Origin of the sequence: Acidilutibacter cellobiosedens (assembly GCF_004103715.1) — a bacterium.
Classification (GTDB): Bacteria; Bacillota; Clostridia; order Tissierellales; family Acidilutibacteraceae; genus Acidilutibacter; species Acidilutibacter cellobiosedens.
In genome coordinates, this window is sequence record NZ_CP035282.1 from 548,640 (window position 1) to 561,565 (window position 12,926).

Annotated in this window: 12 protein-coding genes; all 12 read left to right on the forward strand. The window is 34.9% G+C overall.

Annotated elements, in window-relative coordinates:
- Nucleotides 1-40 precede the first annotated feature (40 nt).
- The 12 genes from EQM13_RS02735 (at nt 41) to kdd (ending at nt 12,914) form a co-directional block, all read left to right on the forward strand.
- Nucleotides 41-1,582, forward strand: coding sequence for a DUF3794 and LysM peptidoglycan-binding domain-containing protein (locus EQM13_RS02735; RefSeq protein WP_114218309.1), 1,542 nt, complete (start codon nt 41-43; stop codon nt 1,580-1,582).
- A 124-nt stretch (nt 1,583-1,706) separates the two neighbouring features.
- The gene (gene ispE / locus EQM13_RS02740; protein WP_128751888.1) at nt 1,707-2,558 is read left to right on the forward strand and encodes a 4-(cytidine 5'-diphospho)-2-C-methyl-D-erythritol kinase; all 852 of its coding nucleotides are present in this window, start codon (nt 1,707-1,709) and stop codon (nt 2,556-2,558) included.
- Between the two features lie 61 nt (nt 2,559-2,619).
- Nucleotides 2,620-2,820 carry a CLC_0170 family protein gene (locus EQM13_RS18980; protein WP_406565239.1) on the forward strand — a complete coding sequence of 67 codons (201 nt, stop codon included), beginning with the start codon at nt 2,620-2,622 and terminating at the stop codon, nt 2,818-2,820.
- Between the two features lie 2 nt (nt 2,821-2,822).
- Nucleotides 2,823-4,319 (forward strand): spore germination protein, encoded by a 1,497-nt coding sequence (locus EQM13_RS02745; RefSeq protein ID WP_128751889.1) that lies wholly within the window; start codon nt 2,823-2,825, stop codon nt 4,317-4,319.
- Between the two features lie 8 nt (nt 4,320-4,327).
- Nucleotides 4,328-5,410: a GerAB/ArcD/ProY family transporter gene (locus tag EQM13_RS02750; RefSeq protein WP_128751890.1), complete on the forward strand. Its 1,083-nt coding sequence runs from the start codon at nt 4,328-4,330 to the stop codon at nt 5,408-5,410.
- Entirely contained in the window at nt 5,407-6,537 is a 1,131-nt protein-coding gene (locus EQM13_RS02755; RefSeq protein WP_128751891.1) for a Ger(x)C family spore germination protein, read from the forward strand. The genes EQM13_RS02750 and EQM13_RS02755 overlap by 4 nt, the downstream gene beginning before the upstream one ends.
- A 71-nt stretch (nt 6,538-6,608) precedes the next feature.
- Entirely contained in the window at nt 6,609-7,253 is a 645-nt protein-coding gene (spoIIR, locus tag EQM13_RS02760; RefSeq protein WP_128751892.1) for a stage II sporulation protein R, read from the forward strand.
- A gap of 67 nt (nt 7,254-7,320) precedes the next feature.
- Nucleotides 7,321-8,040: a spore cortex-lytic enzyme gene (sleB, locus tag EQM13_RS02765; RefSeq protein ID WP_128751893.1), complete on the forward strand. Its 720-nt coding sequence runs from the start codon at nt 7,321-7,323 to the stop codon at nt 8,038-8,040.
- 13 nt (nt 8,041-8,053) lie between these two features.
- Complete coding sequence (ypeB, locus tag EQM13_RS02770; protein WP_128751894.1) at nt 8,054-9,415, forward strand: germination protein YpeB; 1,362 nt, start codon at nt 8,054-8,056, stop codon at nt 9,413-9,415.
- 63 nt (nt 9,416-9,478) lie between these two features.
- Nucleotides 9,479-10,285: a glutamate racemase gene (gene murI / locus EQM13_RS02775; protein WP_128751895.1), complete on the forward strand. Its 807-nt coding sequence runs from the start codon at nt 9,479-9,481 to the stop codon at nt 10,283-10,285.
- An 83-nt stretch (nt 10,286-10,368) separates the two neighbouring features.
- Nucleotides 10,369-11,787, forward strand: a complete 1,419-nt coding sequence (locus EQM13_RS02780) for a sigma-54 interaction domain-containing protein (protein WP_071139527.1) — start codon at nt 10,369-10,371, stop codon at nt 11,785-11,787.
- A gap of 89 nt (nt 11,788-11,876) precedes the next feature.
- The gene (gene kdd / locus EQM13_RS02785; RefSeq protein ID WP_071139528.1) at nt 11,877-12,914 is read left to right on the forward strand and encodes an L-erythro-3,5-diaminohexanoate dehydrogenase; all 1,038 of its coding nucleotides are present in this window, start codon (nt 11,877-11,879) and stop codon (nt 12,912-12,914) included.
- Nucleotides 12,915-12,926 lie beyond the last annotated feature (12 nt).

A 12,926-nucleotide genomic window follows, 5' to 3' on the forward strand; every position in this document is an offset into this window, starting at 1 on the left:
AGGATATAGATATACAAATGGTATCGATAGGAGGGGTAATATGGCTGTAGAGCTTGTAAAGGACATACTTAAAGTAGATGAATTGAAAGGAAAAGACGAGACTCAAACTATGGTTGAAGCGGAAATATATTTGAATCAATCTAAACCGGAAATAGATAAAATACTGTGGGTAGATGGGAAAGCTCAAATAACAAATTCAAAGATTGTTCAGGATAAAGTAATTATTAATGGTATTGTTAAATTTAAAGCAGTATATAAGTCGAAGGAAGAAAATCCAAGGATATTTAAATTAGAAACAGTTCAAGACTTTAGAAATGAAGTAGAGCTTGAGGGAATAAATGAAAATATGACTTCTGATGTAAAGATAGGGCTGGAATATATAGAATATGAGTTATTAGATGAAAGAAAAGTGGGACTGAAGTCATTGGTAAATATACAAACTAAAGTAGGGCGAACCAACACATTGGAAGTTATAAAGGATATAAGAGGAGGAGAAGATACTCAAATACTTAAAGAAAAGATTAAATATAACGATGTAATAGGCATGAAAGAATCTTATACGATAGTTAAAGAAGCCTTTGAGATAGAAGAGGGGATGCCACCTATAGATGATATATTGAAGGCCGAATTAAATACATATGAAAAAGAATCTAAAGTGGTGGACGGAAGAGTTATAATTTCCGGAATATTGGATTGCTTAATTGTTTATAATGGCGGAGGAAATATTAATTCCTTAAAAAAAGAAATATCTTTCAATCATTTCCTTGAAATAGAAGGAGCGGAGAAGGATTTAAACTGTCAGATTAAAATGGAAGTCGAAAGTGTGGAATATGAAATAAAAGAAGATTCAGAGGGTATTTCAAGAATACTGGAGCTGGAATCAAAAGTTAAAATATTGGGCAAGGTTTATGACAACAGAGAGAAGGAAATAGTACTTGATATGTACTCTACGGATCAGAATATCAATTTGAAAAAGGAAAAGACTTTGCTGCTGGAGAATGTCAAGAATCTTATATGCAGAGAGACCGTTACAAGAGAAATAGATATGTTGGGGGATATACTTACAATCGAAGGCCGTGTTTCAATATTAGACAGTAGATATATAGAGGGAAAGGTAGTAACGGAAGGAACTGTTAATTTAAATATATTGTACGTTGAAGAGAATACCGGCGAAATAAAAAATAGTCAGGAAGAAATTCCCTTCAAGTTTTATAACGATATAGATGAATTAAAAGGGAATATATCCGTAGAAGTGGAGAGCATTTTAGAACAAATATCTTATAAAGTCAACGACGGAGGATTAAATATAGAAGCTGCGGTTAAGAATTCAATCATGTTGAACAGAGAAAAAGAAATAGATATAATAGTGGATTTGGAAGAAACGGGAGAAGCTTTAAATAAGAAAAACAGGCCGAGCATTACTGTATATATAGTTCAGAAAGACGATATTTTGTGGGATATAGCTAAGCGATACCATACTACGGTGAAAGAAATAATGTCAGCAAATAATATCACATCACCCCAAATTCTTATGCCGGGAGAAAAAATAATAATTGAAAAACATGTGGATACGCAATTCTAAGAAATTTATCTAAGCCTCGGGGAAAATCATGCCCGGGCTTATTTATTTTACTAAATTTTCACCGGAGTAAAAATATATGTGATATAATTTTATCTGAAAAATCTTATAACAAAGGAGACGAATTATGGATGAAGTAGTATTGGAAGCTTTCGGGAAAATAAATTTATACTTGGATGTTCTTTGGAAGCGAGAAGATGGTTATCATGAAATACGGAGTATTATGCAGAGTATAGATCTTAAAGATACTATTAAAATCAGAGAAACAAATTCGGGCATGAAAATAGATTGCGCTCATCCTCAAGTTCCTCTGGATTCTTCAAATTTAGTATACAAAGCTTGGGAGAAAATGAAGGAAATAAGTGGGATAGATAAAGAAGTAAATATTACCATACATAAAAGAATACCTGTAGCGGCGGGACTGGCAGGAGGAAGCGCAGATGCCGCGGCGGTTATTAAAGGATTAAATATATTGTGGGATTTAAATCTTAAGGAAGAAGATCTTATGAAAATAGGAATAAAAATAGGGGCAGATGTTCCTTTTTGTATCAAAGGCGGTACATGCTTGGCCGAAGGAATAGGAGAAAAACTTACATCCATTGAACCATTTAAAAGAAAGCTCCTTCTCATAGCTACTCCCAATATTCCTATTTCAACGGAAAAGGCATATAAAAATCTTCCCTTGGATAAGATCCACGCTCATCCGGATATAGACAGGTTTATTAAGGGAATAAAAGATAAGGATTTTAAATTTGTTGCCAAAAATATGATAAATGTTATGGAATACTCGGAATTGGATGAGCTTAAAATAATTCCTTCAATAAAAGAAGAAATGATTAGGTTTGGAGCTCTCGGAAGTATAATGAGCGGAAGTGGGCCAACGGTGTTTGGGCTGTTTGAAGATGAAAAACTAATGATGAAATGTAAAAAAAGTTTGGAAAGAAAAATAGAAAACGTGTTTTTTTCAAGAACAATTTGAATAATATTCCCATTCTTTGCAAATTATATAATTATAATGGCGAAGGGTGGGAATTTTGTTTGTGTACAGAATAATCAGAAACGCATATAATATTTATATTTTATTTACTATTTTTGGGATATCTTTATTTATTCTTTTTAAGGATATCCCAAAATATAAGGCTGATAAATCCATGAAAGAAGCAAAAATTTTAAAGATTATAGGACTTATATACCTTATTGCTAATCCAATAATATATATAATACTGCATATAGGAGGATAAGCATGGAATATAACATACCTTTGAAAAAAACATTAAAAGAGAATTCAGATGAATTAAAGAAAATATTAAATGAGTGCGATGATATAATTTTTAGAGAATTAAAGGTAGGAAGTAATAAACCTGTTTCTATGGAACTGATATTTGTAGATGGAATGATAGATAGGGATGATTTAAGTTCTTTTGTACTCAGGCCTCTTCTTCGTATTTCAGATGATATTCTGTCAAATGGGAATAAATCAATAGATTCGTTGATAGATATGCTTTCAAAAGAAAATATTCAAATTTCAGACATGAAAGTTATTCAAAATATGGAAGAAGTCATAAAAGCTGTTTTATCAGGCGAAACGGTACTTCTAATAGACGGTTCGGAAAAAGCTATAGATCTTTCCACAAGGGGCTGGCCTTCAAGAAGTATAGGAGAACCCGTTTCGGAAGAAACAGTCAGAGGACCGAGAGACGGCATGACGGAAACCCTAAAAACAAATATTGCCCTTATAAGAAGAAGAATTAGAGATACAAATCTTAAAGTAAAAATGATGCAGATAGGAAAAAGATCAAAGACCGATATGGCAGTCATGTATATGGAAGATATTGTAGAACCTAGGTTATTGAATGAAACATACAAAAGGCTTAACAATTTAAAGGTAGATGAAATAATAGACAGTTCCATGCTGGAAAGTCTTATTGAGGATCACTGCTATTCTCCATTCCCCCAAATAGAAAACACGGAAAGGCCGGATGCTGTTGCGGCATCTCTTTATGAAGGCAGAGTTGCCATAATAGTTGATAACTCTCCCTTCGCCTTATTGGTACCGGCTACCGTAGGAACTCTCATGCAGTCGACGGAAGATTATTATACGAGATGGAGTGTTGCCAGCATAGTTAGAATAATAAGGTATTTTGCGGCATTTCTTGCGGTTTTGGCTCCTTCTCTGTATATTGCGGTAACTTCCTATCATCCCGGACTCCTTCCTACCCGCCTTGCTTATTATGTGGCGGCATCCCGGGTGAATGTTCCTTTTCCTTCGGTGATAGAGGCATTTCTAATGGAAATCACATTAGAACTTTTAAGAGAAGCCGGAACAAGAATTTCAGGGCCTATAGGAACTACAATAGGAGTAGTGGGAGGGCTTATAATAGGTCAGGCAGCGGTAGATGCCGGAATAGTCAGTCCACTGATGATTATAATAGTATCCGTGACTACCATATCTTCTTTTGCAATTCCCAGTTACGAATTGGCGACAGCCCTGAGGTTCTTCAGATTTTTGTTCATGATATATGCGGCAGTACTTGGGCTTTACGGAGTGATGCTCGGGATAATAGTTATGATTACTCATATGGCAAAATTGGATAGCTTCGGAATCCCATTTACGTCTCCTTATTCGGGGTTAGGGAGAGAGAAAGGAGATTTGCGTGATACTATCATCAGAGTGCCATTTCAAAATATGAAAAAAAGACCCAGATTTACTTTTCCGAAAAACAGAACAAGATTAAAATAGGTGAAAATATGGAAAAACGAGTATCAAATACACAATTTAAAGCATTGATAATAACGGGAGTAGTCGGAGTGGGAGTCCTTTCCCTACCGAGTTCTATAGCCCGTATTGCAAATAATGACGGTTGGATTTCAATTGTTATGGGAGGAGCGATATCTGCCCTATTGATGTATCTAATGGTATCTCTTGCTCAAATGCATCCCGGGAAGGTCGTATTTGAATATGCCAGAGAACTCTTGGGTAATTTTGGATTTTATATATTTGCCGTAATATACATTATATATTTTATGATGGTGCTTGCCGTTGAAGTGAGGGTATTTGCCGAAGTCATAAAAGTATTTTTACTTGAAAACACTCCCATAGAAGTAATAATTATTTCTATGCTTGTTACTTCTATGTGGATAGGAAGATATAAGATTGAAGTTGTTGCAAGAATTGCTCTTCTTATGTATACGGTTTTATTTATAATCATTATATTTGGAGTCATAGCGGTATTTCCTCAATTGGATTTTACCAACATTTTTCCCCTTTTTCAAACAAATTTGAAGACGATTATTGGAGGCGTAAGAGAAACTTTTTTCAGTTACCTTGGAATTGATTTTGTTCTTGTATCTTTGGCGTATCTGGAAGAACCTAAAGAAGCGATGCACTACAGCATGAGGGCTATACTCTCCGTGACAATTTTATATGTTTTTGCTTTTGTTCTTACTATTTCAACATTCGGAGTCAGTGAGCTTAAACGTCAAGTATGGCCTACCATTGCCTTGGTCAGAGAAGTAGACTTTCCCGGGTTTTTTTTGGAAAATATTGATGGAATTATAATGGCGGCGTGGGTATTGATAATATACGGGAATATAGGACCTACAGCCTATAATTCAACACTTGTTCTTTCAAATATATTTAAAACCAAGGAGCACGGTTTATATGTTTTACCTCTTGTCCCCATTGTGTATTTCATAAGCCTGTTTCCTCAAAATCCTTATGAAGTCTATAAAAACATGTTAATACCAAATATCCTCGGATTTATTATAACGATAATATTTCCTATTTTGCTTTTTATATTATCAAAAATTAAAGGCAGGAGAACAAAATGAAAAGAATAATTATTTTATTTTTAATAATATCCATTGCCCTTCTTTCAGGTTGTTGGGATATGGAAGAAATAAACAACAGATCTTATGTATCCGTTATAGGGATGGACTTAAATAATAAAGGAGATAATGGTGAAAAATTTAAAGTTACTTATTCATATCCGAATATAAATGCTCTTGGGAAGAATCCGTCATCCGAACAAAACAGATTTATTGAGACTACGTCGGCAAGTACGGCCTATGAGGCTACAAGAAAATTGTCAACATCAACGGATAAGCCCTTATTCTTTAAAAATTTAAAAACCCTCGTTATAGGAGAAGAACTCTTTAAGGAAAAAGAACTGGTAAAAGAAATATTAGATGGTTTAGGAAGAGAACAAAGAATAAACAGAAAAATAAATATCCTCCTTGCTGAAGGGAAAGCAGAAGATATTCTGAAAATAACTCCGGAAAAGGAGACTGCATCAGCCGTTGGAACGTATTTAAGCGATATCCTCAGAAATGATAAGATTACAGGAAGATTTACCGCTCGAACACTTTCTCAAGTATTGGCAGATACGGATATATCCGATGCCGCTCTTGTTCCTAAGATAAAAATAGAAAAAAAGGATTTAGAAATTTCGGGAGGCGGAATTATTAAGGATTATAAATTGATAGGAAAAATCGGTGAAATGGAAAATATATGTATAGCAATGATGAATGGGGATTTTAACTCAGATGTTATAGAAGCTACGTACAATGACACTCACATATCTTATGCGGTAACGATATTTTCTTCTTCCAAAAGAGTATATGTAGAAGGAGGAAAGATAATTGCAGATATAGATCTTAATATTGAGGGTTATCTGCAGCAGTACAAATTAGATAAAGAATTGCAGGCCTTTGACGAAAAATTTTTACAGGGAGCTGAAAAATCCCTTGAAGACAGAATAAAACGAGAAACATTAAATACTATAGAGCTTCTTCAAAAAAAATATAACGCAGATGTAATAGGAATAGGAGAATGGATAAGTAAATTCAAACCAAGCCTTTGGAAAGAAATAAAGGATAATTATGATGAAGTATTTCCCAATATAGAAATAAGAGTTAATCCGACAGTTGAAATACGAAGAACCGGATTAAGCAGATAAAAACAGAGGGAAGGAATAAAACCAAAAAAATGGTCAATAATAATATTAATAGAATACAAGGAGGAAATAGTATGAAATACAAAAAATTAATACTCATACTTACTTCATTTATACTTATGACCGTTTATATATTTTATCCTTATGTGAAAGAAACGAATAAGCTGAAAGAAGGATTCAAAGAAAAAATAATAAGATTTCATGTAATAGCCAACAGCGATTACAAAGAAGATCAGGAAATGAAATTAAAGATAAGGGATAAAATACTAAGCAGCATGGGAGAGAAATTCGGAAGTTCCCATTCAAAGAAAGAAACGAGAGAAATAATATATAATAATTTAGAAAATATTAAATCGATAGCAGAAGAAGAAATTAAAAAAGAGGGAAAGGATTATACTGTAGATGTATCTTTAGGGCAGGATACATTTCCTACTAAAACCTATGGAGATGTTACATTTCCTCAAGGGGAATATGAAGCTTTAAAGGTAGTAATAGGAGAAGGGAAAGGAAAGAATTGGTGGTGTGTTATGTTTCCGCCATTATGTTTCATTGATATGACCCATGGGGTTACTAAAGATACGGAAAAGGAACTAAAAGGGGTACTTACGGAAGAAGAATATGCCCTTCTTTTATCCGAAAAGGAAGAGCCGGTGGTTTTAAAATCAAAAATTGCCGAAATATTCGAAAAAACAAAAGATTATCTGGCTAATATAAAATAGCAATATCCTCCTCATGAATAAAATATTTTCTTTTACAGAAAATATTATCAGAGAGGAGGATATTTTTATGAGAAAAAAAATTTTGATAATTGGTACATTCTTGTTAATATTTTTGACAATATTCACATTTATAGAGCCCGGTCTAAAAGATGCGTCTAAATATGATTATTATCAAGGAATAAGAATTCTCTATTGGGGGACTACGGGGGAAGATGTAAAAAGCGTTCAATGGCGACTTCTGCAGTGGAAATATTACAACGGAAAAGTCGATGGGATATATGGAACAGGGACCTATAGAGCAGTTCGTAAATTTCAACGTAAAAACGGGCTTAAGGAAGATGGAGTGGTAGGGCCTCAAACGGCGACCGCCATAGGAATATCCTTAGGGACAACTACAAATACGGCTTATGCCACATCTACGGCAGGAGTAAGCAGATCAGGAGATGAATACCTTCTTGCCAGAGTAATTCATGGAGAAGCGCGGGGAGAACCTTATTTAGGAAAAGTAGCGGTAGGGGCAGTAATACTCAATAGGGTTAAAAGCCCTTCATTTCCAAATACCATAGCCGGAGTAATATATCAACCGCTGGCATTTACGGCAGTAGCCGACGGACAAATAAATCTTACTCCCAACAATGATTCCATAAAAGCGGCGAGGGACGCTTTAAACGGATGGGATCCTACTTATGGATGTTTGTATTATTGGAATCCTGCTACGGCAACAAGCAAATGGATATGGTCAAGGAAGGTAATGCTAAAAATCGGAAAACATTGGTTTGGACTATAGGAGGTGAAAAAATATGAAGATAAGAGGAAAAGCATGGATACCTACCGTAATACTCTCCATAGCATTGATAGTATCTCTGATATGGGGATATAATCAATATAAGTTAAAAAATAAATATGAGATATCTTTATCAAATCAATATCAAAGGTTATTTTACGATGTGAAAAAGCATGTGGAAAACGTTCAGATAGATCTTTCAAAAGCTTTATTGTCGAACTCCAGAAATCAAAATGTTCTTATGCTTTCGCAGATAATGAGTGAATCCAATTCTGCACAAGATAAGTTATCTCAAATGCCCATAAATCATTCAGATGTGGGCAAGACTGAAAAATTTTTAAGCCAAGTTGCAGACTATAGTTATTATTTGATTCAGACTCATTTAAAGGGAGAGGAACTGACAAGCAAACAAAGAGAAACATTGTTTAACCTTCAGGGAAGTTCCTCAAATTTTAACAAAGAATTATCGGAAGCCCAGAATAAAATTGCCCAATCAATGGAAAATACAACCACGGCGCAGCTTAGTAAAGTTGAAGAAGCCAATCAAAGTGTATTGAATACACAGCTTTTAAACTTGGAAAAGGAAATGGGCAAATCTCCCGAACTCATATATGACGGACCTTTTTCGGAGCAAAATCTTGGGAAAAAGCCTGTAGGGCTTGGGACTAAGAAAGTTACATTAAAAGAAGCCCAGAAAATAGCAACAGATTTTATAGGAGTAAAAAAGGTGGAGGAAATAAGTACCTATGAGAACGGAAAGGATATATCCTTAGTTAAAATTCCGTCATATACCTTTAATATCGTTCCCGAAAATACATCGAAAGATAGGGCAATATATATGGGAGTATCTCAAAAGGGAGGAAACGTAGTGTGGATGTCGAATCCGAGGGCCGTTTCAAAAGTTAATATATCCATGAAACAGGCGGAACAAAAAGCGGCGGCTTTCTTAAAAGAAAAAGGCATGGAAAATATGGAACCTAATTATTCCTTAAAATATGACGGAGTGGGAATATTTAACTTTGCATATAAGAATGATGACGTAACTATATATTCGGATTTGATAAAAGTGAATGTAGCCTTGGATAATGGGGAAATAGTGGGATATGATGCAAATACCTATTTAATGAATCATCAGGAAAGGGATATTCCGGAACCTAAGCTGACTCAAGCAGAAGCCAGGGAAAAGGTCAAAGTCGATTATGATATAGATTCCGTCAGATTGGCAATAATACCAAAAGGGAGCAGGGAACCTTTATGCTATGAGTTTAAAGGAAAATATAGAGGCTCGGATTTCATCATTTATATAAATGCAGTAACAGGAGATGAAGAAGAAATACTCCAGATAATTAAAAATGAAAACGGAACTCTTACATTTTAAAATATAACAGTTGTAAATTTCCCCTTTTATTTATAAAATAGTATAGAAGGGGGAATTTTATTTATGGACTCAAGACCTATTGGAGTATTTGATTCAGGAATAGGAGGCCTGACAGTATTACAAGAGATAATAGAAAAACTTCCGGGAGAAGATATAATATATTTTGGGGATACGGCCAGAATTCCCTATGGATCAAGATCTAAAGAAACAGTTATAAAATATACTTTTCAATGTATTAGATTTCTTTTAAGCAAAAATATCAAAGCTATAGTTATAGCCTGTAATACGGCAAGTGCATTAGCTTTGGAAGAAGCCAAAAAGGTATTTGAAATACCTATGATGGGAGTAATAGAACCGGGCGCCAAAGCAGCAGCAGCTAAAACGAAAAACGGAAGAATAGGAGTTATAGGTACGATAGGAACTATAAACAGCGAATCCTATCAAAAAAAGATTAGAAGGATTCAGCCTTCCGCAGATGTTATAGGGATACCTTGCCCCCTTTTTGTTCCACTGGTAGAAGAAGGATGGGAGGATACGGATGTAGCGCTTATGACAGCAAGAAAATACCTTCTGGAATTGAAAGAACATCATATAGATACTTTAGTAATGGGATGTACCCATTATCCTATATTGAGATATACGATAAATAAGGTGATGGGAGAGGAAGTAACCCTTGTAAATCCTGCTTATGAAACGGCGAAAGTCGTTAAGGACATGTTGAAAGAAATGAATTTTCTTTCGGACAAATATGAAAATGGGAAATATCAGTTCTACGTAAGTGACGATCCCGAGAAATTCATAAGAATAGGAGGTAGTTTCTTAAAAAAGGAAATTTCTTCAGTTCGAAAAATCAATATTGAAATGTTATAGGCACTGAAACAGTGCCTGATTTTTAGCAACAGATGCCTAATTTTAGGCACTAATTAGAAAAATATTTATATAGGAGGGATAGAATGGAAGACTTATTTCTCAAAGAGAATATTTTTAAGATACTTGACTACCTTGAAGAAGGAATTCACATCATAGATAAAAGCGGAAAAATAATATATTATAATAAATTTGCCCAAAAGATAGATGGAATTGATAAAAGCAGTTCTATCGGAAAGCACCTTTTGGAAATATATCCCTCATTAACTCATGACAGCAGTACTCTCCTGAGAGTTATGGAAACAGGGAAACCCATATTTAATGTAGAACAGACATTTTTAAATTATAAGGGTAAAAATATTACCACAATTAATTCCTCCATTCCAATTAAATCAAAAAATAAAATATTGGGGGCATTAGAGATATCCAAGGATATTACTCATGTAAGAAAAATGTCTGAAAAAATTGTAGATTTGGAAAATGAATTATATAATAACGGCAAGGAGAATAAAAGCGCGGCAAAGGGAGGGGCGAAGTATACATTTTCAGATATAATAGGAGAAAGCAAAGAAATGTCGAAACTGAAATCCTATGCTTCAAAGGCGGCTGCAACAGATTCTCCCGTACTCATATACGGAGATACGGGGACGGGAAAGGAGTTGTTTGTTCAAGCTATTCATAACAGTAGCTTGAGAAGATACAAACCCTTTATTGCCCAAAACTGTGCCGCTATTCCCGCAAATTTACTCGAAGGAATATTATTCGGAACTTTAAAGGGAGGATTTACGGGAGCTGAAAACAGACCCGGGTTATTTGAACTTGCTGAAGGAGGAACATTATTTTTGGATGAAATAAACTCTATGCCTCTGGAACTTCAATCAAAGCTTTTAAGAGTATTACAGGATTGGACTATAAGGAGAGTGGGAGGAACTAAAGTTATAGATATCAACGTAAGGATAATATCGGCAACTAATGTTCCCCCGGAAGAAGCAGTTAATAATAAGCAGCTGAGGAGAGATTTATATTATAGGCTGAATGTAATAAACTTCGGGATTCCTCCTTTAAGGGATAGAAAAGAGGATATTCCTATTTTGGCAGATCATTTTATTAAAAAATTTAATAAAAAATTCAATCATCGGACTGCCGGAGTATCGAAAGACGTGATGAAAATATTCTATAATTATAAATGGCCCGGAAATGTAAGAGAATTAGAAAATTTAATGGAAGGGATAATGAGCATTTATGATGTAGATCTTATTGACAGGGATAAACTCCCTCCCAAATTTAGAGAAGAAAATACGGTATCGGAGAAAGATTCCCTTCCGGAGATATTGGAAGAGACAGAAAAACGTATAATTACGGAGGCATTGATAAAAAATCAATGGAATATTACCTATACAGCTCAGGACCTTAAAATACCACGACAGACTCTTCAATACAAGATAAGTAAATATGATTTGAAGAAACAGATGCCGGAAAACGGGCATATATTTTCACTTATATAAGGAGAAATGGCATATATTCAATGGCATAATATTTGCATTAATAATTTCTGCTGAACTTTTGATTTAACATTATAAGGAGGTAAGAAATTATGAAAAAAGGAAACCCCTATGGTATTCACAGAGTATTGGAACCAAAAGGAGTATTGCCTCAGCCTGCGCTTAAGATTGACAACAATATGGAAATATATGATAATGAAATCCTTATTGATGTTCAAACATTGAATATTGATTCTGCAAGTTTTACTCAAATTGAAAAACAAGCCAACGGAGACGTGGAAGAAATTAAAAAAATAATGAAAGGCATAGTAGCCGAAAGAGGAAAACATCAAAATCCCGTTACGGGCTCCGGAGGTATGTTAATAGGAACTGTAGAGGAAATCGGGCCTGCGCTGAAAGATAAAACAGACCTTAAAGTTGGAGATAAGATAGCAACTTTGGTATCTTTATCTTTAACCCCTTTGAGAATTGACGAAATACTGGATGTAAGAAAAGAAATAGATCAAGTGGATATCAAGGGGAAAGCGATTTTATTTGAAAGCGGGATTTATGCCAAAATTAGTAAAGACCTGCCTGAAAATTTAGTTTTATCAGTCCTCGATGTAGCAGGAGCGCCTGCTCAAACGGCAAAACTTGTTAAGCCGGGAGATACGGTGGTAGTACTTGGAGGAACGGGAAAATCAGGGATGCTTTGCTTATATGAAGCAAAGAAAAGAGCGGGAATTACAGGGAAAGTTATATGTATAGGTTCTCGGGATGAGACAATAGAAAGGGCTAAAAAGGCAAATCTTGCGGATGTATATATTAAAGCAAACGCAACGGATGCCATAGAGGTAATGGAAAAAGTATCAAAAGCCACAAATGGGAAAATGGCGGATATAGTGATAAATGTGGTTAATATTCCAAATACCGAGATGTCAAGCATACTATCGGCAAAAGACGACGGAGTGGTATACTTTTTCAGTATGGCAACAAGTTTTACAAAAGCGGCTTTGGGAGCCGAAGGAGTCGGAAAAGATGTAACCATGATAATCGGAAATGGTTATACCAAAGGGCATGCGGAAATTTCTCTTCAGATAATGCGGGAAAGCCCGGTACTTAGAAGAATATTTGAAGAGCTGTACGCTTAAAAGGGGGAGGCT